This window comes from Streptomyces sp. NPDC031426, assembly GCF_055581585.1.
Window position 1 is genome coordinate 21,086 of sequence record NZ_JBVIJE010000034.1, and the last position, 22,227, is coordinate 43,312.

The following is a 22,227-nucleotide window of genomic DNA, read 5'->3' on the forward strand; positions in this document are numbered from 1 at the left end:
TGTCCGCGTCCGCCCGGCCACCCTCTCCGGCCCGGCTCGCAGGCGCCCGGCCTCGTGCGGAACGCGAGCGAACACACGCGAGTGAACACACGGGGACGCTCGCAGGCGAGCGAACACACGCGAGCGAACACACGGGGACGCTCGCAGGCGAACGTAGGCGGACGCGACCGGCGTTACGAGGACGCCCGCCCCACCAGCTCCGTCGGCAGCACCGCGTGCCGCCGCTCCAGCCCCCGGGACACGGGCGGGCGGCGGTCGGCGATCTCCGTGAGGAGGAGGTCGATCATGGCGCGGCCCATCTCCTCGATGGGCTGGCGGACGCTGGTCAGCGGCGGGTCCATGTGGCGGGCGATGGCGGAGTCGTCGTAGCCGACCAACGCCACGTCGTCCGGGATACGGCGGCCCGCCTCGCGCAGCACCTGCCGGGCGCCGGCCGCCATCACGTCCGAGCCGGCGAACACGGCGTCCAGGTCAGGGCGCCGGTCCAGGAGCACCGACATGGCCCGGCGGCCGCCCTCCTCGGTGAAGTCCCCCGGTTCGACGAGGAGTTCGTCCACCTCCCGGCCCGCGTCGCGCAGGGCGTCGCGGTAGCCGTCGACGCGGCGCTGGGCGCCGTAGACGTCGAGTCGGCCGGTGATGTGCGCGATGCGGGTACGGCCGCGGGAGAGCAGGTGCTCCACGGCCGAGCGGGCGCCGCCGTAGTTGTCCGAGTCCACCGAGGTGAGCGTCTCACCGGCCGAGCGGGGGCCGCTGATCACGGCCGGGATCTCCAGCTGGGCCAACAGGTCCGGGAGGGGGTCGTCGGCGTGGACGGAGACCAGCAGGACGCCGTCCACCCGGTGGGCCGCCAGGTACTGCGCGAGGCGTCGGCGCTCCCGGTCGCTGCCTGCGAAGATCAGTAGCAACTGCATCTCGGTGTCGGAGAGTTGGGAGCCGACTCCGCGCAGCATGTCGGAGAAGTAGGGCTCCGCGAAGAAGCGGGTCTCCGGCTCGGGGACGACCAGCGCGATGGCGTCGGTGCGGTTGGCGGCGAGGGCGCGGGCGGCGGTGTTGGGGACATAGCCGAGCTCGGCGACCGCCGCCTCGACCGCGGCGCGGGTGGCGTCGCTGACCCGGGGCGAGCCGTTGATCACCCGCGAGACCGTGCCCCGGCCGACCCCGGCCCGGGCGGCGACCTCCTCGAGCGTGGGCCGGCCCCCGCTCCGGCCCCGCGCTCCGTGGCTTGCCATGGGCTCCGCCTCTCTCGACCGACTCCTGGTGCTGGGCTGGAATGTAACAGTCCCGTCCGCTGCAGTGACCGTCCCAGGGGCTGCCGCCCCCGGACCCCGGCTCATCGGCCTTCGGCCTCGTCCTCGATCGCCGGACGGGCTGGATTGCAGCCCAGTTAACGCTCAGATAACTGAACGCAGTTGTCCTCGTCCGTTCCCTTGACACCCCGCCGCCAACCGGCGACTCTTCAACACATCACTCATGGGAGCGCTCCCACACTACCTGGCACCTACACATCCCGCACGTTCCCCGCCCGAGCCGCAGCGAGTACGAACGGGCCCAATTCCATGCAGTTGGCCGGGGGGTCGGCACGTCAGGCAACAGGAGGACGCAATGCGCACGAGCATCCGCCGGTCCCAGCGGCTGATGGCCCTCGCGGCCGTCGCCGCGTTGACCACGGGGCTGCTGGCCGGCTGCGCCAAGGACTCGAACGACGGCTCGTCGGACGGCTCCGGCGGCGGAAACGGCAGTGGCAAAGGCAAGATCACGCTGACCATCGGCACCTTCGGCGTCTTCGGCTACAAGCAGGCCGGCCTCTACGACGAGTACATGAAGCTGCATCCGGACATCAACATCAAGGAGAACGTCACCACCCGCACCGACGTCTACTGGCCGAAGGTGCTCACCCGCCTCCAGGCCGGCTCCGGCACCGACGACGTCCAGGCCATCGAAATCGGCAACGTCACCGAGGCCGTGCAGACGCAGGCGAGCAAGTTCGTGGACCTCGGCAAGGAGGTCGACAAGTCCCAGTGGCTGGACTGGAAGAACGCCCAGGCCACCACCAAGGACGGCAAGCTCATCGGACTCGGGACCGACATCGGGCCGATGGCCATCTGCTATCGGAAGGATCTGTTCCAGAAGGCGGGACTGCCGACCGACCGGACCAAGCTCGCCGAGATGTGGAAGGGCGACTGGGCCAAGTACGTCGACGTCGGCAAGCAGTACATGAAGAAGGCGCCCAAGGGCACCAAGTTCGTGGACTCCGCTGCCTCCGTCTACAACGCGGCCCTCGGCGGCGGCGACGAGCGGTACTACGACAAGGACGGCAACGTCGCCTGGGACAAGTCCGACGGTGTGAAGAACGCCTGGAACGTCGCCATGGACGTCGCCACCAGCGGCATGTCGGCGAAGCTGAAGCAGTTCGACCCGACCTGGGACCAGGGCTACGCCAACGCCACCTTCGCCACGGTCGCCTGCCCGGCGTGGATGATCGGCTACATCGAGCAGAAGTCCGGTGACTCCGGCAAGGGCAAGTGGGACGTGGCGGCGGCGCCCACCGCGGCCAACTGGGGCGGCTCCTTCCTCGGCGTGCCGCTCGCGAGCAAGCACCAGAAGGAGGCCGTCGCACTGGCCAAGTGGCTGACCGCGCCCGAGCAGCAGGCCAAGGTCTTCGCCAAGCAGGCGAGCTTCCCGTCGACCCCGTCGGCGTACGCGAGCCTGAAGCCGGCCGCGGACACCACCGCGTACTTCTCGAACGCGCCGCTCACCCAGATCTTCTCCGACTCGGCGAAGACGATCCCGACCCAGTACTTCGGCATCAAGGACCAGCCGATCAACTCCGCGATCACCGATGTCGGCATCCTCCAGGTCGAGCAGAAGGGCAAGTCGCCGTCCCAGGGCTGGGACGCGGCGTCCAAGGAGATCAAGGACGTGCTCGGCCAGTGACCAGCCCCAAGCAGGCTCTCGCGCATCCCGCGTCGAGCGCCGACACCGCGCCCGGCACCCCGCCGGGCGCGGCGCGGGGCGCTCACGGTCGCGGTGCGCCGGCGGGTGCCGACTCCTGGCGCAGCCGGCTGTACCGCTGGGACATGAAGGCGTCGCCGTACGCGTTCGTGTCCCCGTTCTTCATCCTGTTCGGGGCGTTCACGCTGGTCCCGCTGCTGTACACGGCCTGGTACTCGCTGCACGACGTGCAGTTGTCCTCCCTCGACCACCAGAGCTGGGCGGGCCTGGACAACTACAAGAACCTCTGGTCCTCGGATTTCTTCTGGAACGCGCTGAAGAACACCCTGACCATCGGTGTCATCTCGACCGTGCCGCAGTTGCTGGCCGCGATCGGGCTGGCGCATCTGCTGAACTACCGGCTGCGGGGCTCCACCGTCTGGCGTGTGGTGATGCTGACCCCCTACGCCACCTCGGTGGCCGCGGCGACCCTGGTGTTCACGCTGCTGTACTCGTGGGACGGCGGCATGGTCAACTGGATCCTGCACTTCTTCGGGGTGCACGCCGTCAACTGGCGCGAGTCCGACTGGGGTTCGCAGTTCGCGGTGTCGTCGATCGTGATCTGGCGGTGGACCGGCTACAACGCGCTGATCTACCTCGCCGCCATGCAGGCGATCCCGACGGATCTGTACGAGTCGGCGGCGATCGACGGGGCGAACCGCTGGCAGCAGTTCCGGCATGTGACGATCCCGCAGCTGCGCCCCACGATCCTGTTCACGGTCGTGGTCTCCACCATCGGCGCGACCCAGCTCTTCGGCGAACCGCTGCTGTTCGGCGGGGTCAGCGGGTCCAAGGGCGGCTCGGAGCACCAGTACCAGACGCTCGGCCTGTACATGTACGACCAGGGCTGGATCATCGGCAACCTCGGCAAGGCGTCCGCGATCGCCTGGTCGATGTTCCTGATCCTGCTGGTCATCGCCGCGGTCAATCTGCTGCTCACCCGACGGCTGAGGAAGTCCCGATGACGACGAGTGAACTGACCCTGCCCGCGAGGAAGGCGCCGACGGCCAGGCGTCGCCGGGTGATGGGCGCCGGCAAGCAGCTGCACGCGGGTCCGGTGACGTATGTCGTGCTCACCGTCTTCGCGCTGGTCTCGCTCGCTCCGCTGGTATGGACGGCGATCGCCGCCTCCCGCACCGACCGGCGGCTCGCGCAGACACCGCCGCCGCTGTGGTTCGGCGGCAACCTGTTCGAGAACCTGCAGACGGCCTGGGACCAGGCGGGGCTGGGCACCGCGATGTTCAACTCGGTGATCGTGGCGGGCACGATCACGGTGAGCACGGTGCTGTTCTCGACCCTCGCCGGCTTCGCCTTCGCCAAGCTGCGGTTCCGGTTCTCCAGCCTGCTGTTGCTGCTGACCATCGGCACGATGATGATCCCGCCGCAACTCGCCGTCGTACCGCTGTACCTGTGGATGTCGGACCTCGGCTGGTCCAACCAGCTGCAGACGGTGATCCTGCCGAGTCTCGTCACCGCCTTCGGTACGTTCTTCATGCGGCAGTACCTGGTGCAGGCGCTGCCGACGGAGCTGATCGAGGCGGCCCGGGTGGACGGGGCGAGCAGCATCCGGATCGTCTGGCACGTGGTCTTCCCTGCGGCGCGTCCGGCCATGGCCGTGCTCGGCCTGCTGACGTTCGTGTTCGCCTGGAACGACTTCCTGTGGCCGATCATCGCCCTGAACCAGCAGAACCCGACCGTGCAGGTGGCCCTGAACTCGCTCGGCACCGGGTACGTCCCCGACCAGGCGGTGATCATGGCGGGCGCCCTGCTGGGCACGCTGCCGCTGCTGATCGCGTTCGTCCTGTTCGGCAAGCAGATCGTGGGCGGGATCATGCAGGGCGCGATCAAGGGCTGACCGCCTGCTGCCCAGGGGCCGGGCCACCGCCGCCCCGGCCCCTTCGTACCTCCGCCTCACCTACTACGCCAGGTCTCCTACGACCCCAATGGGAGCGCTTCCATGCCTGAATCCGTTACCTCCGTGACCTTTCCTCCCGCCTTCCTCTGGGGCGCCGCGACCTCGGCGTACCAGATCGAGGGGGCGGTGCGGGAGGACGGCCGCACCCCCTCGATCTGGGACACGTTCAGCCATACACCGGGCAAGACGGCCGGCGGCGAAACCGGTGACATCGCTGTCGACCACTACCACCGCTACCGCGACGACGTGGCGCTGATGGCGGAGCTGGGCCTGACCGCGTACCGCTTCTCGGTCTCCTGGTCCCGGGTGCAGCCCACCGGCCGGGGCCCCGCGGTCCAGCGCGGCCTGGACTTCTACCGCCGCCTGGTGGACGAGCTGCTCGCGAAGGGCATCAAACCGGCGCTCACCCTCTATCACTGGGACCTGCCGCAGGAGTTGGAGGACGCGGGCGGCTGGCCGCAGCGGGACACCGCGTTGCGGTTCGCCGATTACGCGCGGCTGGTCGGCGAGGCGCTGGGCGACCGGGTGGAGCAGTGGATCACCCTCAACGAGCCCTGGTGCAGCGCCTTTCTTGGCTACGGTTCGGGCGTCCACGCCCCCGGCCGCACCGACCCTGCGGCCTCGCTGCGCGCCGCCCACCACCTCAATCTGGCGCACGGCCTGGCGGCGTCGGCTCTGCGCTCGGTGATGCCGGCCCGCAACGAGATCGCGATCAGCCTCAACTCCTCGGTGGTTCGGCCGCTTTCCCAGGACCCGGCCGACCTGGCCGCGGCCCGCCGGATCGACGACCTCGCCAACGGCATCTTCCACGGCCCGATGCTGCACGGGGCGTACCCCTCGTCGCTGCTGGAGGCCACGTCCTCGATCACCGACTGGTCGTACGTCCTGGACGGCGACACGCGCGCGATCAACGTCCCGCTGGACGCGCTGGGCCTGAACTACTACACCCCGGCCCTGGTCTCGGCCGCGTCCGGCGAGGTCAAGGGCCCGCGGGCGGACGGCCACGGCGCCAGCGAGGACTCCCCCTGGCCGGGCGCCGACGACGTGCTCTTCCATCAGACGTCGGGTGAGCGCACGGAGATGGGCTGGACGATCGATCCGACGGGCCTGTACGACCTGCTCCTGCGCTACACGCGCGAGGCCCCGGGCCTGCCGCTGTACGTCACGGAGAACGGCGCGGCCTACGACGACAAGCCCGACCCCGAAGGCCGCGTCCACGACCCCGAGCGCATCGCCTACCTGCACGGCCACCTGTCCGCGGTCCGCCGTGCGATCACCGACGGCGCCGATGTCCGCGGCTACTACCTGTGGTCCCTGATGGACAACTTCGAGTGGGCGTACGGCTACGGCAAGCGGTTCGGCGCGGTGTACGTGGACTACGCGACGCTGAAGCGCACGCCGAAGTCGAGCGCCCGGTGGTACGGGGAGGCGGCTCGGACGGGCACGCTGCCGGGGGTGGAGCCGGCGGCCTGACAGACAGGCGCGGCCCGCCGTGGGGGGGCGGGCCGCGCCGGACGGGGCTACGCCGTGGCGGGGTCGGCGGCTGTCACGCCTGCGCGAACAGTTCCTCGCCGCTCGTGACGGAGAGCGCCCGGTCGAACCAGATGCCCAGGACGTCCAGGTCCTCGCAGCACATGACGCGATCCCGATCGGCTTCGGAGATCTCGATGCCTCGCACATCGAGGATGCGGAGAATGTCCTCGGCACGGCCCTTGGCACGGCCTTCGACACGGCCCTTGACACGCCCCTCGGCAAGGCCCTCGGCAAGACCCTTGGCAAGGCCCTCGTTGAGTGCTTCCTCGATGATGGTGCCGCTGCCGGGGAAACGGGGGGTGTATGTGGCCATGAGTCGCCTCCACAGTGCACGGGCCGGGGTGTCGCCCAGGCCGACTTCGGTGAATTCCGCCCAGCGCTTCGCGGTCTCGCCGCCGGTGTCGGCCACCGCCTCCGCCAGCGCATCCAGTATCGCAGGCAGGTCCGGATCCTTGGCGTGGGCGAGCGCGGAGAAGACGGCGAGGGCGAGGTCCTCGACCGCCTCTTCCGGGTCGGTGACCGCGGGGACGTTGCCCGGGCCCAGGACGAGAGGGAAGACCGCGATGCTGGTGTGGCCGGGCAGGCCGACGCGGACGGGTTCCGCCGCCCAGGCCGCGGTCGCCTTGTCCCGGCAGACCACCAGCAGGACCGGAGGCAGCTGGTACCTGGCGTACACGTGCGCCAGGTAGTAGGTCCAGCTGCTCGGCTTGTCCCGGTCCGGCTTGCCCTGGGCATCCACGGCGAGCAGGAAGCCCCCGTCCTCGGCCGTGTCGACCAGTAAGAGCGTGTCCACACGGCGCGCCAGCGGTCTGATCTCGGTGAGGTCCGTGTCCAGGGGCTGGATCCCCGTGTGCTCGGGGAAGGGGATGCCCGCCCTGGGGAGGGCCCGGGCGAAGAGCCCCGGGTCCTCCCGGAAGATCTGGTGCATCGCCTCGTGCGCTGAACTGACCATGCGACGGAACGTAGGCGAGGTGTCCGGCGCGGCGACGGCGGTTCCGCTGGGGATTCAGCCGTATGGATGAATGTGCCCCTGGCCTATGCCAAGCCCTGGTGTCAACGTCCCGGTCCACAGAGTCAGTTGAAGGCGCCGAACGCCTTCGAGAAAGCGAACTCGTCCTGGACGATGGAGCTGCAGGTGGGGTCGGCGGAGTTCTTCGCGCCGCCTGCGCACTGCTTGTCGCGGGCGGCGGACCACATGGACAGACCGCCGAGGCCCTTGGACTTGGCGAAGTTCACCAGCTGGGTGGCGTCGTCCACCTTGAAGATCTCGGAGGAGACGTCGTTGACTCCGATCATCGGGGTGACGGCGACCGTCTTCCAGGCGGCGGAGTCGGACAGGCCGAGGACGCTCTTGACCTGGGCCTGGGTGGCCGTGGCGGCCTGCTGGGCGTAGTCGCCCATGTCGCCGTTGTACGAGGCGCCGTAGTCCATCGCCATGATGTTGACGGTGGAGATCTTGACGCCGTTGGACTTGGCGTTGGACAGCAGGTTCACACCGTCCTGGGTGAGGCCCTCGGGCATCACCGGGAGGGTGAAGGAGACGTCCAGGTTCGGGTGCTGGGCCTGGAGCTTGGCGATGGCCTGGGCGCGGCGGGTGTTGGCCGCGGTGTTCGGCAGCGCGCCGCCCTCGACGTCGAAGTCGACCTTGGTCAGCCTGAACGCGTCGACCGCCTTGCCGTACGCCGCCGCCAGCGCGTCGGCCGAGGAGCAGGTGGTGGCCAGTTCGGAGCCGGAGGCACCGCCGAAGGAGACCCGGACGTCACCACCCTTGGCCCGCAGGGAGCCGATCTGCGCGGCAACGGCGTCGCCGGTCAGGTCGGTCACACCGCCCCACTTGGGGGTGCAGCCGCCGCCGTCGGTGATGAACGCGAGGTTGTAGTTCTTCACGCCGGTCGCGTCGGCCGCGCCGGCCAGGTCGAAGGCCGGGTAGAGGGACGTGTCTACGTACGGGGCGAAGCCGGCGGAGGCGGTGGTGCCGGTTCCGCTGCCGCTGCCGGTCGTCCGGGAGGCGGTCGGGGCGGGGGTGCCGCTCTTGGTCGGGGCGGCGGTGGGGGTCGGCGACTGGGTCGCGGTGGGGCGGCCGCTGGGCTCCGGCGTGGCGCCGCCGTCCGCGGAGCACTGGGCGTCGTCGATACGACAGCCCGTCGGGTCGCCGCTGCCGTCGACCACGAAACCGACGGTCACCGACTTGCCGGGCGCGAGGCCCTCGGTGTCCCACTTCGCGGGCTGCACGGTGACGTGCGAACCGCTGACGCGCGACTCGCCGTTCCACAGCGAGCTGAGCCTGGCGCCCGCCGGGAGGTCGAACTCCAGGGTCCAGGTCTTCTCGGCTTGGCCGCTGTTGTTGGTCACGACGTACTGCGCGGTGTACCCGGTCGACCAGTCGCTGGTCTTGGTGTACGCGGCGTTCACTCCGGCCGCGTTGGCGGTGCCGGTGAGCAGGAGCGCGCCACCGCCGACCACAGCCGCGGCCACGAGACCGCCGATCGCCTTGTTCCTGCCGCTGATCCTGCGCCGGTGCGTGGTCATGCGCGTGCCTGCCTTCGCTGTTCACGGGGGTGAGGTGCGGCAGCACGCTAGCGATCCGGAATCGGGCAAACCGCCCGATCGGGGCGGCCGTTGCAGACCTTAGGGTTCGCTTAAGGAAGGGATCGGGGACGATTAATGGTCGAGACCAGTGGGGACCGGTTTGCCCGCCCGGCGTCTTCGGACACGACCCCGCGCCATCGGCCGCCGCCCGTCCAGCTGGAACCAGATCCGCACCTCGGTGCCGCCCAGCACCGAGGAGCCGATCCGGACGTCCCCGCCGGTGGACTCGGCGAGCCGGCGCACGATGTCGAGCCCGAGACCGGTCGAACCGGCGTTCCCGGAACCGCGGCCACGGGCCATCGCCGCCTCGGGGTCCGCGATGCCGGGGCCCGCGTCGGAGATCAGCACGATCACCGCGTCCTCGCCGTTGTGCACGTCGACCGCGAAGGCGGTGCCCTCGGCGGTGTGCCGGAACACATTGCCGAGCAGCGCGTCGAGCGCGGCGGCCAGATCGGCGCGGGCCACGGGTATGCGCACCGGCCGCTCGACCCCGGCCACCCGCCACTTGCGGCCCTCGTCCTCGGCGAGCGCGGACCAGAACTCCATGCGCTCACGCACCACTTCGGCCGCGTCGCACCCGGCTCCGGGGCCGAGGGCGGCCGTCTGCGGCTTGGCCTCCCGGGCCGTACGGATGATGGTGTCGACCTCGCGCTCCAGCTGGGCGACGGCGGCCCGGGTCTGCTCGGCGGCCGGTCCGCCGCCCAGGGAGGCCGCGTTGAGCCGCAGCACGGTCAGCGGTGTGCGCAGCCGGTGCGAGAGGTCGGCGGCCAGCTCTCTTTCGTTCGCGAGGAGTTGGACGACCTGGTCGGCCATGGCGTTGAAGGCCACGGCCGCGAGCCGCAGTTCGGTCGGACCGTCCTCCGGCACCCGGGCGCCCAGCTTGCCCTCGCCCAGATCGTGCGCGCCCCGCACCAGCCGCTGGGCGGGCCGCACCATGCGCACCCCGAGCCGGTCGGCGACCGCGACCGAGCCGACGATCAGCGCGAGGCCGACGGCCGCGAGCACCGCCCAGGCCGTGCGGACGCCGTTGGTCATCTCGGACTCGGGGACGTACACCTCGACGACCGCGATGTCACCGGAGCCCAGCGCGACCGGCTGGAGCAGTGTGGAGCCGCCAGCCACGGAGGTGGTGGAGGCCCGGCCCAGTTTCCGTACGGCCTGGATGTCGCGGTCGGCGGCGCGCTGCCGGCCGAGGTCCAGCGCGGACCGGCCGCCGCCGGCGGGCAGGTGCACGGCCATCCCGGAGTCGGCGCCGGCTGAGGCCACGACGCGCTCCAGCTTGTCCTGGTCGGTGGTGATGGACAGCGCGGGCGCGACCGCGGCGGCCTCCCGCTCGGCGTTGGAGAACGCCCGGTCGCGGGCCATCTCCTTGACGACCAGGCCGAGCGGGACCGCGAAGGCGACCACGACCATGGTGGTGACCGCCAGGCAGACCTTGACCAGGGCCCATCTCATCGCACCGGCTCCCCGTCCGCGGCCGGTTCCATGGGCGGTTCGAGCTTCACGCCGACACCCCGGAGCGTGTGCAGATAGCGGGGCCGGGCGGCCGTCTCCCCCAGTTTCCGGCGCAACCAGGACAGGTGGACGTCGATGGTCTGGTCGTCACCGTAGGACTGCTGCCAGACCTCGGCGAGGAGTTCCCTGCGCGGGACGACCACCCCGGGTCGGCCGGCGAGGAAGGCGAGCAGGTCGAACTCGCGGCGGGTGAGGTCGAGGCGGACCCCGTCCAACTCGGCCTGGCGGCGCAGCGGGTCGACCGTCAGGCCGCCCACGCGCAGGACGCTGGACGGCGGGGTCTCGCCACCCGCCGAGCGGGCCCGGCGCAGCACGGCCGCGATCCGCGCGGAGAGATGCTCGACGGAGAACGGCTTGGTCAGGTAGTCGTCCGCACCGGCGTTGAGCAGCCGGACGATCTCCGTCTCGTCGTCCCGGGCGGTGGCGATGATCACCGGCACGTCCGTGATGCCGCGCAGCATCTTCAGCGCCTCGGAGCCGTCCAGGTCCGGCAGTCCGAGGTCCAGGATGACCAGGTCGAAACGGAAATGGGCGACCTCGCGCAGCGCCTCAAGTGCCGTACCGACGCTGCGCACGGTGTGTGCGGCGTCGGTCAGACGCCGGATGAGCGCGGAGCGTACGAACTGGTCGTCCTCGACCACGAGCACACTTGCCATGCGCCGCACCGTACGCCATGCGGCCCACCCCGGACCGGCGGCTGTGGATAACTCGGAGCATGTGCGCACGGCGGTCCCCCTGGGGCAGTATGGCCCGCGATGCGCAGAGGACTCGTACACGTACTGGCGTGGCTGCTCGCGACCGGAGCGGCGGTCACGCTGTCGTGGTGGGGTGTGCACACGGTGATGGCCGGGACGGCGTACGACCCGCCGCGCGCCCTGCCGGTCACGGCCGCCGACGCGACGACCCAGGGCGCGAAGGCCCTTCCCTCGCCGGCACGCCGGCCGGCCCCGTCGCACCGGCCGTCGGCCGGCCAGGCGCCGCCGAATCCGGCCGCCCCGCGGTCCCCGAGCCCTTCTGCCTCCCCCAGCGCGTCCGCGTCCGGCCAGGTCAAGTCGTACAACACCGACGGCGGCCGGGCCGTGTTCGACCTGGGCCCGTCCAGTGCCACGCTCGTCTCGGCGACGCCGGGGACCGGCTGGTCGATGCAGGTGTGGAAGACGGAGACCTGGATCCGGGTGGAGTTCAGCCGGGGCACGGACCGGGTGTCGGTGATGTGCACCTGGCACGACGGGCCGCCGCATGTGGACATCGGCACCTACTGAACCGGTTGAAGGACCGCTGAACTCACCGGAACACCGAGGGCGGTGGGGCCGGCGAGGCCACGGCCGCCGCGTCCGTCACCGGGACCGCGCCGCCCGTGAAGTCCATGAGCGGCTTGCCGTGTTCGACCCGGCCCGGGTGCGGGTCGGAGGCGGCACGGCGGGTGAGTTCGGCGACCGGGAGCGGGGCGTCGGAGGCGACCAGGACGGCGTTGCCGAAGCGCTTGCCGCGCAGCACGGCCGGGTCGGCGATCAGCGCGAGCTCGGCGAACCGGGCGGCGGCGGTGGCGATCTGGCCGCGCAGATGGGCGAGCGGCGGGCCATCGGCGAGGTTGGCGGCGTAGACCCCGGACGGCTTCAGGGCTCGGCGGACCTCGTCCAGGAACTCGGTGGAGGTGAGATGGGCCGGGGTGCGGGCGCCGCTGAAGACATCCGCGATGATCAGGTCCGCCCAGCCGTCCGGCACCTTGGCGAGGCCCGCGCGGGCGTCCGCCGTCCTGACCCGGATCCGGGCGTTCGGGTCCAACGGCAGCTCCCGGCGGACCAGTTGGACCAGACTCGCGTCCCGCTCGACGACCTGCTGGGTGGACCGGGGCCGGGTGGCGGCGGCGTACCGGGCGAGGGTGAACGCGCCGCCGCCGAGGTGCACGACGTGCACGGGCCTGCCGGGCGGGGCGACGAGGTCGATGACATGGCCGAGCCGGCGCTGGTACTCGAAGGAGAGGTACCCGGCGTCGTCCAGGTCGACGTGGGACTGGGGCGCGCCGTCGATCAGCAGCGTCCAGGCGCGGCCCCGGTCGGGGTCGGGCACGAGCTGTGCGAGCCCGCCGTCGACCGCCTCCACGACGGCTTCCTCGGCCGCCGATCTGCGCCGTGTGTTCCTGGACCTGCCCATCCGACCATCTTCGCAGCCCGTCGGGGCGCTCGCCGCATCGGCGGCGGTCGGCTCGGGCGCCGGGCCCGGGCCGCTTCACTGGCAGCCGTCGGCCGCCTCGATCATCCGGGCCGCCTCCCCGAGGGCCCGGCGCAGCACCACCGGGTCGGTGGCGAGATCGGCCTCGCCGGGCGGCAGCAGCCAGTCGGAGCCCGCCACCGGCGGCTCGGGGTTCAGCCTGAGCCCGCGGCCGTCGGTCTCCGTGCAGATGCTGCCCGGCACGTCCCAGCCGGCCGCCGTGCCCGCCGGGACCAGGAAGCCGAGGGTCGCGCAGCCGCCGTCGTGCAGCACGGGCCCCATCGCCTCACCGGCGCCCCGCCGCAGGATGTCGACCGCCTCCAGGCCCTGCCGGAACGGTACGGTCACGAGGTCGCAGGCCGCCGCGTCCGGGTCGTCCCCCTCGCCCGACGACGGCGACGTACAAGGTTCGTTGCTCTGACTGGACTCCCTGGTCTCCATGCCGGCCTCCACACAGCCCTGTCGCGGTCCATGCAGCCCAACGCTCGAGGGCGTCAACGGCTACGGCACAAGTGCGCCGCAAAGGATGGCACTTCATGGCAGATCGTGGATGAGATATCCGGTTTGTAGCTAAACACAGCGTGGCGGGTCCTTCACAGCAGGTACGTTCATGCTCGCCGGAACCAGGGCGTCACTCGGACAACTCGTCCCGAATCCGCCCCGGCACCGGCATGGTTCGACGGTTCGCACGAGAGGACCCGGCCATGGCGTCGTCAACCGAGACCTCGTCACAGCCCGAACGGCCACCCCGGCCGAACCTCGCCTTCCGGCGACTGCGCGGCAGGCGTTCACCGGCCGAGTTCGCGGCGCTCGTACGACGCGCCGCGCGCGAGATCGGTGAGCGGGTGAGCTGTGACGCGCGTTACGTCGGCAGGGTGGAGGCGGGCGAGATCCGCTGCCCCAACTACGCCTACGAACGGGTGTTCCTGCACATGTTCCCCGGCCGTACCCTCACCGACCTCGGCTTCGCGCCCCGTTCGGCCGTCCGCGGCCGTGCGGCGCGTACGGCGGTGGAGGTGCCCGGGGCAGCCGTGGGCGCGCAGGCGTCCGGTGAGTCACGGGGGGCCTTCGAACCGTATGACACGCAGGACCCGTGCGGCGCGCCAGAACCGTACGCGAAAGACCATCTGAACCACGAGGAGAGCGACGTGCTGCGTCGCGCATTCATGACCGGCGGCGGCGCCACGGTGGCCGCCGCCACGCTGGGCCCGCTGGGGCTCACCACGGACGCCGCGGCCGCGGTCCGGACCGCTCGCCGGCCCGGGACCCCGGAGGCGCTCGCCCTGGAGGAGGCCGTCCGCCGGATCCGGCTGCTCGACGACCGGCACGGCGCGGACGGCCTGTACCGGCGCGCGGCGGCTCCGTTGCGCGCGGCCTACGCGCTGCTCGACGCGGGCGCGACCCGGCAGACCACCGCGGAACGGCTCCACTCGGGCGCCGGTGAACTCGCCATCTCCGTGGGCTGGCTGGCGCACGACTCCGGCCGCTTCGACGACGCCCGCTCGCACTACGCGGAGGCGCTGGCCACGGCCCGGATGACCGGGGACCCGGCGCTGGAGGCGCACGCCTTCTGCAACACCGCGTTCCTGGCGCGGGACGCCGGCCGCCCCCGGGAGGCGGTCCGCGCCGCGCAGGCCGCCCAGCGCGCGGCCGCACCGCTGGGTTCGGCGCGCCTGATGTCCCTGCTCGCGCTGCGGGAAGCCGGCGGCTGGGCGGGGCTCGCCGACCGCACCGGCTGTGAACAGGCGCTCGTGCGGGCCCAGACCCTCTTCGCGCGGGGCCGCTCGGAGGCCGACCCCGAGTGGATGAGCTTCTACGGAGAGGCCGAGCTGGAGGGGCTGGAGGCGCAGTGCTGGTCCACGCTGGGCGACTGGCGGCGGGCGGCCCGGCACGCGCGCCGGGCGGCGCATCTGCAGGATCCGCACTTCACGCGCAACATCGCGCTGTACACCGCGGAACTGGCCGACGATCTCGCGCGTGAGGGCCGGCCGGACGAGGCGGCCGCCGCGGGCTTGCAGGCGCTGGCCCTGCTGGACGAGGTCCAGTCCTCGCGTATTCAGAGCATGCTGGCGGGAACGGCGCGGGTGCTGCTGCCGCACCGGCGGGCGTCGGGGGTCTCCGAGTTCCTTGACCGGCATGCCGCCGTGCCGAGAACGGGGAGGGCGTAAGCGGTACGGGAGGGGTACGACTATCCCGCCAAGTGCCCCAAGTCGTTCCAGCTCTCGATCGCCGGCTCCCCGTACGCCCAGCCCAGCACCGACAGCGAGGTCGGGTTCAGGCGTATCCGCGCGGCGAAGTCCAGCGGGAGACCCAGCCAGCGCGCGCCTATGGAGCGCAGGATGTGGCCGTGGGCGAAGACCAGGACGTCGCGGTCGGCCGAGCGGGCCCAGGACACCACCTCGTCCGCGCGTGCGGTGACGTCGGCGAGGGTCTCGCCCGCAGGGACCCCGTCCCGCCAGATCAGCCAGCCCGGCCGCACGGCCTGGATCTCGTCCGGCGTCATGCCCTCGTAGGCGCCGTAGTCCCACTCCATGAGCGTGTCCCAGGTGGTGGCCCGGTCGCCGAAACCGGCGAGTTCACACGTCTCACGCGCGCGTGCCAGCGGACTGGTGCGCACCTCCACCCCGGGAAGTCCGTCCAGCGGGGCCCGGTGCAGTCGCTCGCCGAGCAGCTTGGCTCCCCGCCGGCCCTCCTCCAGCAGCGGCACGTCGGTCCTGCCGGTGTGCTTGCCGGACAGTGACCATTCCGTCTGTCCGTGCCGGGCCAGCAGGATGCGCGGTGCCATGAGAGACCTTTCCGGAAGCGAAGCGGACCTTCTCATCATCGCTCACCCCCGGCCGGGGCAACCCGGGGGGCGATCTCGGCGTCTTTGTGGGCCGGAGCGCCCTCATGGGCGGGGATACGGACACCGTAAGGTGACACGGTCGCCCTCCGGGGCGCGCCGCACAGCGACAAGGGGGAGGGCGATCGGATGCCGCAGACCGAGACACCGGGCACCGAGGGGGCCCCGCGTACCCGGCTGCGCTGGTGGACCGAGCTGCCCCTGATCCTCCTCGTCTACGGCTGCTACTCGGCCGGCCGCCTGCTCGCCCGCGGTGACGTCTCCTCCGCCGTCGACCACGGCCTGGCGATCCTGCGCATCGAGAAGGCCCTGAGCCTCAACGCCGAGCACCCGCTCAACCGTGTGTTCACCCGCGAACCCTGGCTCGGGATACCGGCCGACTTCTGGTACGCCTCGCTGCACTACCTGGTCACGCCCGCCATCCTCGTCTGGCTGTTCCGGACCCGCGCCGAGCACTACCGGCGGGCCCGCACCTGGCTGATGGCGTCCACGTTCATCGGCCTGATCGGCTTCACCCTGCTGCCGACCTGCCCGCCCCGGCTGCTCTCCGCGGACCACGGCTTCGTGGACACCATGGCCCACTACAGCTCGTACGGCTGGTGGGGCGGCGAGGCGAGCGCGCCGCGCGGCATGGGCGGGATGACCAACCAGTACGCGGCCATGCCGAGCCTGCACGTCGGCTGGGCGCTGTGGTGCGGGGTGATGCTGTGGCGGCACGGCGGCACGCGCGTGGGGAAGATCCTCGGCGTCCTCTATCCGCTGGGCACCGCGCTCGTGGTCATGGGCACCGCCAACCACTACTTCCTCGACGCGGTCGCGGGCGTCGCCGTGATGGGCGCCGGCCTGCTGCTCGCGCCGCGCGTGACATGGGCCGTGGACCTGGTCCGGGCCCGCCTGTTCCCGCGCCGCACAACGGTCACGGACGGCACGGGTTCCCCGATTGTCAGTGCCGGATGCCAGACTTCCGCGGGTGAGCGAATTCCACGGCAGCGCGAGTCGCAGCTCGACGCCGGGGCCGAACCGGACGCCTCCCCCAGCGACGCGGGAGAAGGGGCTCCGGCACCGGCTCGCTGAGCTGCGCGGTCCCGACGTACCGGCCAAGGCGCTGGACGCGCGCGCCCTCGCGGCGCTCGCCGCGAACCCCGGGTGCGAGCGGCGGGCGATCCTGGACGGCGCCGGGGTGGACAAGGCGCGGCTGGCGAGCGCGCTGGGCGCGCCGTCCGGCTTCGGGCAGTCGCAGTTCGCGCTGACGCGTGGGAACGCGTTCGAGGCGAAGGTGAAGGCCGACGGCGGCGCGGAGCTGCTGCGACTGGCACACGCCCGCCTGGATCCGGGCGCCGAACCGCCCCAGGGCGCCGCCGTACCCGACCTGACCGCGCACGGCCCCGAGGGGCGTACGGCCCGTACGGCGCTGGCGCTGCGCGAGGCCACGCGGGCGGGCGGTTGGACCCTGCTGGACCATCCGATGCTCGCACTGGACGTGGCGGGCTCTCTCGCCTTCCTGGAGCCGGACGCGGTGGTGGTGCACCCGGACGGCAGTTGGTCGGTGGTGGAGATCAAGTCGTTCCCGATGCTGGACGGTTCGGCGGACCCGGCGAAGGTCGGCGCGGCGGCCCGGCAGGCGGCGGTGTACGTGCTGGCCCTGGAGAACCTCGCGGCGCGGCTCGATCCCGCCCCGGTCGTACGGCACCGGATCCTGCTGGTGTGCCCGAAGGACTTCTCCAACCTGCCCGCGGCGTCCGCCGTCGACGTCCGCAAGCAGCGCGCGGTCACCGCCCGTCAGCTGGCCCGGCTCACCCGGATCGAGGAGATCGCCGAGACCCTGCCCGAGGGCGCGTGCTTCGCGCCCGACCGCAGCGCCGAGGAGCTGACGGCGGCCGTGGCGGCGGTCCCGGCGACGTACGCGCCCGAGTGCCTGTCCGCGTGCGAACTGGCCTTCCACTGCCGGGAACGCTCCCGCGAGGAGGGTGCCGTCACCCGCCTGGGCCGGCCGCTGCGCGCGGAACTGGGCGGTCTGACCACGGTCGAGGACGTCCTCGCGGCGGCCCGCGGCGAGAGCGGCGACCCGGCCGACCCGGCGGTTGTGGCCCTGCGCCGGGCTGCGGCCCTGCGCGCGGAGGCCCTGACGGACGCGCCGCGCCAGGAGGTCGCCCCGTGTCCCTGATCGCCACCCTCGCCCGGCTGGAGGCCGTCAGCAGCGGCCGGGCCCAGCCCGCCGCGACCGTCCGGCACCGCCATCTGTCCCCGCGCCCGCTGGTGTTCGTGCCGCTCACCACCGCCGGCGAGGCGGGCGCCCCGCTCGGCGCGCTGGTCGGCACCGACCGGGACGCCCCCCGCCTGCTGGTCGTGCCGCAGCCCCGCGACCGCGATCTGCGCTTCTCCTTCCTCGCCGACCTGGCCGATGTCGTCCTGCCGTACATCGACTCCTACGCCGAGTCGGTGGAGGCGGCCGAGCGCACCGAGACCGACCCGGAGACCGGCAAGCGGGTCAAGGTCGAGGTGGAACTGTGCGCGGACGCTCCCCAGCTGATCGTCCCGAGCCGCGCCGGCCTGGACCTCGTACGGCTGCTGGGCCGCTCGATGCGGTTCCGCCGGACCGCCGAGCAGGACCCGGACGCCCCCTACCCGGCGCCGCCGCGGGTGCCGCTGCTCGGCCGCTGGCTCACCCACTACGGCGAGCGGTCGCGCGTCCCCGGCTCCTCGCTCCTGCTCGCCCTGACCGATGTGCTGTCCCGGCACTGGGCGACCGGCCAGTCCAGTCTGGAGGACCAGCACCTGGGCGCGCTGCTCGCCTGGATCGACCCTCCGGAGGGCACCTCCGGCGCCGAGGCCGCGCGCCGGGCCGAGCTCGCCCGCGACTCCGCCGGCCAGTTGCTGTGCCCGCCGGCCGGACCCGCCACCGACCCGGCGTTCGACAACAAGCTGCTGGCCCCGGCCATCGAGCGCTACGACCGCGCGCGCACCGCACTCGCCGCCGCCGAGGACGCCCTGGCCGCCGACGACCGGCTGGCCGCGCTCACGGCGGCCGAGCGGGAGATCCGCGACCTGGTGGCAAGCCGCACCCGGCCCACCTGGGACGCGGTGTGGCGGGGCCTGGACCTGCTGCGGGCACTGCCGGAGGGCGCGCACGTGGAGGAGCGCTGGACCCGCGACCGCTGGTCCTTCACCGGGCACCGCGACCGGGTGCTGGCGGGCGAGCCCCCGCAGCCGCGCCGGGACGACGCGGTGACGGCTGCGAACAAGCTGGCCACGCGCGAGCGCGAGCAGGCCCGGCTGGAGGCGCAGGAGGCGCTGGACGACCCGCTGGTGATGGCGGGCCGGCGGCTGGCCGGGGAGGCGTTCGCGGGCGAGGTGACCGATGTCGTCATGGCGTACAGCGAGGGCAAGCGGCCGAGCCCGCGCCCGCTGGTGACGGTCCGCACGGACGACCGGCCGCATCTCGCCGAGCGGACGAGGGTGTACCGCTCGCTGGGCGGCAAGCCGCAGTCGGCGGAGTTCGCCGGGTACGAGGGCTCCTCGGACGGGGGTGTGCTGGTCCTCCGCGTCCTGGACAAGATGGGGCGCGGCAGGGAGCCGGAGCCCGGTTCGGTGCCGGAGCAGGGCGACCGGATCTGCTTCACCCTGTTCGAGCACGAGCAGCGCGGCGGCGCGAAGCTGCCCGACCCGGAGGAGACCCCGTGGACCCACGGCGGCCCGCCGGGTGAGGCCGTCCAGGAGGCCGCCGATCCCATCACCGAGGAGGACGTGCTGTGACGACGGTCGACTTCGACCCCGGAGCCGCTGCCGCCCGCGCCACCGACGCGATCCTCCATGACACCCTGCACGGCACCGAGCGCGGTGTGGTCGTGGACTCCCCGCCGGGTGCCGGCAAGTCGACGCTCGTGGTCCGCGCGGCCCTCGAACTGGCCGGGGCGGGCCGCCCGCTGATGGTGGTGGCGCAGACGAACGCCCAGGTGGACGATCTCGTCCTGCGGCTCGCCGAGAAGAACCCGGACCTGCCCGTCGGCCGCCTGCACAGCAGTGACACCGACCCCTACGACAAGGCGCTGGACGAGCTGCCGCAGGTCCGCACGTCGGCGAAGGCGGCGGATCTGAACGGCCTGCCGGTGGTCCTGTCCACGGCCGCGAAGTGGGCGCACGTCAAGGTGGACGAACCCTGGCGGCACGCGATCGTGGACGAGGCGTACCAGATGCGCTCCGACTCCCTGCTGGCCGTGGCGGGCCTGTTCGAGCGGGCGCTGTTCGTCGGCGACCCCGGGCAGCTGGACCCGTTCGCGATCGTCGGCAGCGAGCAGTGGGCGGGCCTGTCGTACGACCCCTCGGCCTCCGCGGTGACCACCCTGCTGGCCCACAACCCCGGCCTGCCCCAGCACCGCCTACCGGTCTCCTGGCGGCTGCCCGCCTCGGCGGCGCCCCTGGTCTCCGACGCGTTCTACCCGTACACGCCCTTCCGCAGCGGCACGGACCACGGGGACCGCCGCCTGACCTTCGCCGTCCCCTCCGACGGCTCCGGCCCGGACCAGGTGATCGACGAGGCGGCGGAGTCCGGCTGGGGCCTGCTGGAACTGCCCGCCCGGCGCACCCCGCGCACGGACCCGGAGGCGGTGCGGGCGGTGGCCGCGGTCGTGCGCCGCCTGCTGGACCGAGGCGGCGCGGCGGTCTCCGAGCGCTCGGACGATCCCGCTCCCCTCACCGCCGACCGCATCGCCGTCGGCACGGCCCATCGCGACCAGGCGGCGGCGGTCCGTGCGGCGCTCGCCGAGCTGGGCGTGGCGGACGTCACGGTGGACACCGCGAACCGTCTCCAGGGCCGGGAGTACGACGTCACGGTCGTCCTGCACCCGCTCTCCGGCCGCCCCGACGCCACCGCCTTCCACCTGGAGACCGGCCGCCTGTGCGTCCTGGCCTCCCGGCACCGCCACGCCTGCATCGTGGTCTGCCGCGCGGGCGTCGGCGACCTCCTGGACGACTACCCGTCCACGGAACCGGTCCAGCTGGGCACGCTGGTGAAGTTCCCGGACGGGTGGGAGGCGAATCACGCGGTGCTGGCGCATCTGGCGGAACACCGGGTGAGCCGGCGAACGTGAGCGGATCCCGGCGCCGGACGCGCACCCTCCGCCGGACGGAGTCCGGCACGCCGCCGGAGGCGGCCGATGAACACAGCCCGGACGGGTGGGAGGCGAATCACGCGGTGCCGGCGCATCTGGCGGAACACCGGGTGAGCCGGCGAACGTGAGCGGATCATTGGGTTCCGGTCCCCCGCGAGAACCGGCCATGACGGCCTCTTGCGTGGGCGCGGGACAATGGACGGTGGCCCACCTGAAGGCGGCGCCCAGCGAACCGTACGAGGAGGAGACAGGACATGGCGGAGCCCACGCCGCGTCGTAACGAACCGCGGCTACGCCCCGCGCCTCTGATCTTCGAGCCCGCGGAGGCGGCCGGCGATCCCGAGCACTTCTTCGACCTGGAGTCGATCGAGGATCCGCGGTCGCTGCTGGCCCGGGCCACGGAGCTGACCCAGGCGTTCCGCGCGGCCGCCGACCGGGCCGTGGAGTTCCAGGCCATCGCGGCGGCCCAGCTCGCCGACCCGCGCCGGTTCGACCGGCTGACCCCGGCGGACATCGCCGAGCGCGCGGAGTGGACCGAGGACTACGCGAAGAAGATGGTCGAGTACGGCCGGGACCTGATGCGGGGGAACGCCGAGGGCCGGACCTATCCCGATCCCGTGTGATCCCGGGATCTGAGCGAGCCCGCCAGTGAGCCCGCCTGGCATATGCCAGGCGGGCAAGATACTCCTCCCCCACCGTCTCTGTCCCGGTTTTCGGCAACTCAGAAGAACTGCCCGCTGACGCCCGGTACATCTGGGTGGCATGAGCAGCGCACCGAACGTCAACCGAGTCACCTCCGACGGCGTCGCCTGGCTCGCCTCGGCCGGCACCTATCCCCGGAGCATGCCGGCCCTCTGGGACGAGCGCCCGGACGCACCGGTCGTCCTGCCCTGCGGCACCGTCTTCGACGTGGTGAGCGCACCGGCGGTCTTCGGCCGCCGGATGCTGGACCGGTTGTGGGACGACGGCCCCGGCTCGGGCCCGGTCGCGATGTTCCGGGGCCGTGTGCTGCTGTTCGCCGCGCCGGGCACGGCCCAGCGGCTGCCCTCGCTGCTGGCGTGGGAGGAGTGGGGATCGAACCGTACGGAGGCGGTGCCGCCGCTGCTGTGTCACGGCACGGGCGACGCCGTGACCGTCCCGGCGCCGGCCGGCTCCGACGCCCCCGGCGACTCCCGCTGGCTGGTCGCCCCGGACACGCGTCATCCCTGGCTGCCGGGGCCGGAGGTGGTCCTCTGGGCGGCCGTGCGGGCGGCCCGCGCGGCAGTGCGGATATCGATTTTTCCTCCCGCCGACCAGGGTGCTAAGGTCTACGACGTCAGCAGGCGCCGCTAGCTCAGTTGGTTAGAGCAGCTGACTCTTAATCAGCGGGTCCGGGGTTCGAGTCCCTGGCGGCGCACGATGACGATGGCGAGGCATGTCCGCGGAGGGCGCGGACCTGGCTCGCCATCTCTGTTTGTTGCGTGGCTTCGCCGCGCGTTGTGGGGGCTTCGCCACCCACACCCCCACCAGGTCGGTCCGGTGGG

20 protein-coding genes and 1 tRNA gene are annotated in these 22,227 nt (G+C 72.4%); 13 read left to right on the top strand and 8 right to left on the bottom strand.

All coding sequences use genetic code 11. From position 1 onward, the window contains the following. Positions 1-173: 173 nt before the first annotated feature. The gene (locus ACZ5NH_RS39630) at positions 174-1,229 is read right to left on the bottom strand and encodes a LacI family DNA-binding transcriptional regulator (protein ID WP_388627561.1); all 1,056 of its coding nucleotides are present in this window, start codon (positions 1,227-1,229) and stop codon (positions 174-176) included. A gap of 373 nt (positions 1,230-1,602) precedes the next feature. Here ACZ5NH_RS39630 and ACZ5NH_RS39635 point away from each other — a divergent pair, with 373 nt between their 5' ends. The 4 genes from ACZ5NH_RS39635 to ACZ5NH_RS39650 all read left to right on the top strand — a co-directional run bounded on the left by ACZ5NH_RS39635 (position 1,603) and on the right by ACZ5NH_RS39650 (position 6,379). After that, entirely contained in the window at positions 1,603-2,934 is a 1,332-nt protein-coding gene (locus ACZ5NH_RS39635; RefSeq protein ID WP_388627559.1) for an ABC transporter substrate-binding protein, read from the top strand. Continuing rightward, positions 2,931-3,956: a carbohydrate ABC transporter permease gene (locus tag ACZ5NH_RS39640; RefSeq protein ID WP_468782507.1), complete on the top strand. Its 1,026-nt coding sequence runs from the start codon at positions 2,931-2,933 to the stop codon at positions 3,954-3,956. The genes ACZ5NH_RS39635 and ACZ5NH_RS39640 overlap by 4 nt, the downstream gene beginning before the upstream one ends. After that, a complete protein-coding gene (locus ACZ5NH_RS39645) occupies positions 3,953-4,846 on the top strand; it encodes a carbohydrate ABC transporter permease (RefSeq protein WP_468782509.1) in 894 nt (297 codons plus the stop codon). The genes ACZ5NH_RS39640 and ACZ5NH_RS39645 overlap by 4 nt, the downstream gene beginning before the upstream one ends. A gap of 102 nt (positions 4,847-4,948) precedes the next feature. Next, complete coding sequence (locus ACZ5NH_RS39650; protein ID WP_468782511.1) at positions 4,949-6,379, top strand: GH1 family beta-glucosidase; 1,431 nt, start codon at positions 4,949-4,951, stop codon at positions 6,377-6,379. A gap of 73 nt (positions 6,380-6,452) precedes the next feature. Here ACZ5NH_RS39650 and ACZ5NH_RS39655 read toward each other — a convergent pair whose 3' ends face one another. The 4 genes from ACZ5NH_RS39655 to ACZ5NH_RS39670 form a co-directional block, all read right to left on the bottom strand. Next, complete coding sequence (locus ACZ5NH_RS39655) at positions 6,453-7,391, bottom strand: RpnC/YadD family protein (protein ID WP_468782513.1); 939 nt, start codon at positions 7,389-7,391, stop codon at positions 6,453-6,455. A gap of 122 nt (positions 7,392-7,513) precedes the next feature. Next, on the bottom strand, positions 7,514-8,968 hold the full coding sequence (locus ACZ5NH_RS39660; protein ID WP_468782515.1) for a glycoside hydrolase family 18 protein: 1,455 nt from the start codon (positions 8,966-8,968) through the stop codon (positions 7,514-7,516). A gap of 132 nt (positions 8,969-9,100) precedes the next feature. After that, on the bottom strand, positions 9,101-10,483 hold the full coding sequence (locus tag ACZ5NH_RS39665; protein WP_468782517.1) for a sensor histidine kinase: 1,383 nt from the start codon (positions 10,481-10,483) through the stop codon (positions 9,101-9,103). After that, positions 10,480-11,199, bottom strand: coding sequence for a response regulator transcription factor (locus tag ACZ5NH_RS39670; protein WP_468782519.1), 720 nt, complete (start codon positions 11,197-11,199; stop codon positions 10,480-10,482). The genes ACZ5NH_RS39665 and ACZ5NH_RS39670 overlap by 4 nt, the downstream gene beginning before the upstream one ends. Positions 11,200-11,298: 99 nt before the next feature. On the opposite strand from ACZ5NH_RS39670, the gene ACZ5NH_RS39675 reads away from it, so the two are divergent. After that, complete coding sequence (locus ACZ5NH_RS39675) at positions 11,299-11,805, top strand: hypothetical protein (protein WP_468782521.1); 507 nt, start codon at positions 11,299-11,301, stop codon at positions 11,803-11,805. A 22-nt stretch (positions 11,806-11,827) separates the two neighbouring features. Here ACZ5NH_RS39675 and ACZ5NH_RS39680 read toward each other — a convergent pair whose 3' ends face one another. Both ACZ5NH_RS39680 and ACZ5NH_RS39685 read right to left on the bottom strand, forming a co-directional pair. Continuing rightward, positions 11,828-12,697, bottom strand: a complete 870-nt coding sequence (locus ACZ5NH_RS39680; protein ID WP_468782523.1) for a spermidine synthase — start codon at positions 12,695-12,697, stop codon at positions 11,828-11,830. Between the two features lie 75 nt (positions 12,698-12,772). After that, the gene (locus ACZ5NH_RS39685; protein WP_468782525.1) at positions 12,773-13,195 is read right to left on the bottom strand and encodes a hypothetical protein; all 423 of its coding nucleotides are present in this window, start codon (positions 13,193-13,195) and stop codon (positions 12,773-12,775) included. Positions 13,196-13,458: 263 nt separating this feature from the next. On the opposite strand from ACZ5NH_RS39685, the gene ACZ5NH_RS39690 reads away from it, so the two are divergent. Continuing rightward, the gene (locus ACZ5NH_RS39690; RefSeq protein WP_468782527.1) at positions 13,459-14,922 is read left to right on the top strand and encodes a hypothetical protein; all 1,464 of its coding nucleotides are present in this window, start codon (positions 13,459-13,461) and stop codon (positions 14,920-14,922) included. Positions 14,923-14,942: 20 nt separating this feature from the next. Here the strand turns inward: ACZ5NH_RS39690 and ACZ5NH_RS39695 are convergent, their stop codons facing one another. After that, a complete protein-coding gene (locus ACZ5NH_RS39695; RefSeq protein WP_388627538.1) occupies positions 14,943-15,539 on the bottom strand; it encodes a histidine phosphatase family protein in 597 nt (198 codons plus the stop codon). Between the two features lie 186 nt (positions 15,540-15,725). Here ACZ5NH_RS39695 and ACZ5NH_RS39700 point away from each other — a divergent pair, with 186 nt between their 5' ends. The 7 genes from ACZ5NH_RS39700 (at position 15,726) to ACZ5NH_RS39730 (ending at position 22,100) form a co-directional block, all read left to right on the top strand. Continuing rightward, the gene (locus ACZ5NH_RS39700) at positions 15,726-16,670 is read left to right on the top strand and encodes a phosphatase PAP2 family protein (RefSeq protein ID WP_388627537.1); all 945 of its coding nucleotides are present in this window, start codon (positions 15,726-15,728) and stop codon (positions 16,668-16,670) included. Then, on the top strand, positions 16,567-17,760 hold the full coding sequence (locus ACZ5NH_RS39705) for a hypothetical protein (protein WP_468782530.1): 1,194 nt from the start codon (positions 16,567-16,569) through the stop codon (positions 17,758-17,760). The genes ACZ5NH_RS39700 and ACZ5NH_RS39705 overlap by 104 nt, the downstream gene beginning before the upstream one ends. Continuing rightward, entirely contained in the window at positions 17,751-19,349 is a 1,599-nt protein-coding gene (locus tag ACZ5NH_RS39710) for a hypothetical protein (protein ID WP_468782532.1), read from the top strand. The genes ACZ5NH_RS39705 and ACZ5NH_RS39710 overlap by 10 nt, the downstream gene beginning before the upstream one ends. Further along, positions 19,346-20,683, top strand: a complete 1,338-nt coding sequence (locus ACZ5NH_RS39715; protein ID WP_468782534.1) for an AAA domain-containing protein — start codon at positions 19,346-19,348, stop codon at positions 20,681-20,683. Before ACZ5NH_RS39710 ends, ACZ5NH_RS39715 begins: the two co-directional genes overlap by 4 nt. 275 nt (positions 20,684-20,958) lie before the next feature. Continuing rightward, the gene (locus tag ACZ5NH_RS39720; RefSeq protein ID WP_388627530.1) at positions 20,959-21,327 is read left to right on the top strand and encodes a hypothetical protein; all 369 of its coding nucleotides are present in this window, start codon (positions 20,959-20,961) and stop codon (positions 21,325-21,327) included. Between the two features lie 139 nt (positions 21,328-21,466). After that, positions 21,467-22,036 (top strand): bifunctional DNA primase/polymerase, encoded by a 570-nt coding sequence (locus ACZ5NH_RS39725; protein ID WP_468782537.1) that lies wholly within the window; start codon positions 21,467-21,469, stop codon positions 22,034-22,036. Beyond that, positions 22,027-22,100 (top strand) — tRNA-Lys (locus ACZ5NH_RS39730). Before ACZ5NH_RS39725 ends, ACZ5NH_RS39730 begins: the two co-directional genes overlap by 10 nt. The last annotated feature ends 127 nt before the right edge of the window (positions 22,101-22,227 follow it).

Bases quoted from the DNA above. Each gene is read 5' to 3' on its own strand.
- ACZ5NH_RS39630 (WP_388627561.1), bottom strand. From the start codon at position 1,229: ATGGCAAGCCACGGAGCGCGGGGCCGGAGCGGGGGCCGGCCCACGCTC.
- ACZ5NH_RS39635 (WP_388627559.1), top strand. From the start codon at position 1,603: ATGCGCACGAGCATCCGCCGGTCCCAGCGGCTGATGGCCCTCGCGGCC.
- ACZ5NH_RS39645 (WP_468782509.1), top strand. From the start codon at position 3,953: ATGACGACGAGTGAACTGACCCTGCCCGCGAGGAAGGCGCCGACGGCC.
- ACZ5NH_RS39650 (WP_468782511.1), top strand. From the start codon at position 4,949: ATGCCTGAATCCGTTACCTCCGTGACCTTTCCTCCCGCCTTCCTCTGG.
- ACZ5NH_RS39655 (WP_468782513.1), bottom strand. From the start codon at position 7,391: ATGGTCAGTTCAGCGCACGAGGCGATGCACCAGATCTTCCGGGAGGAC.
- ACZ5NH_RS39660 (WP_468782515.1), bottom strand. From the start codon at position 8,968: ATGACCACGCACCGGCGCAGGATCAGCGGCAGGAACAAGGCGATCGGC.
- ACZ5NH_RS39665 (WP_468782517.1), bottom strand. From the start codon at position 10,483: ATGAGATGGGCCCTGGTCAAGGTCTGCCTGGCGGTCACCACCATGGTC.
- ACZ5NH_RS39670 (WP_468782519.1), bottom strand. From the start codon at position 11,199: ATGGCAAGTGTGCTCGTGGTCGAGGACGACCAGTTCGTACGCTCCGCG.
- ACZ5NH_RS39675 (WP_468782521.1), top strand. From the start codon at position 11,299: ATGCGCAGAGGACTCGTACACGTACTGGCGTGGCTGCTCGCGACCGGA.
- ACZ5NH_RS39680 (WP_468782523.1), bottom strand. From the start codon at position 12,697: ATGGGCAGGTCCAGGAACACACGGCGCAGATCGGCGGCCGAGGAAGCC.
- ACZ5NH_RS39685 (WP_468782525.1), bottom strand. From the start codon at position 13,195: ATGGAGACCAGGGAGTCCAGTCAGAGCAACGAACCTTGTACGTCGCCG.
- ACZ5NH_RS39690 (WP_468782527.1), top strand. From the start codon at position 13,459: ATGGCGTCGTCAACCGAGACCTCGTCACAGCCCGAACGGCCACCCCGG.
- ACZ5NH_RS39695 (WP_388627538.1), bottom strand. From the start codon at position 15,539: ATGGCACCGCGCATCCTGCTGGCCCGGCACGGACAGACGGAATGGTCA.
- ACZ5NH_RS39700 (WP_388627537.1), top strand. From the start codon at position 15,726: ATGCCGCAGACCGAGACACCGGGCACCGAGGGGGCCCCGCGTACCCGG.
- ACZ5NH_RS39720 (WP_388627530.1), top strand. From the start codon at position 20,959: ATGGCGGAGCCCACGCCGCGTCGTAACGAACCGCGGCTACGCCCCGCG.
- ACZ5NH_RS39725 (WP_468782537.1), top strand. From the start codon at position 21,467: ATGAGCAGCGCACCGAACGTCAACCGAGTCACCTCCGACGGCGTCGCC.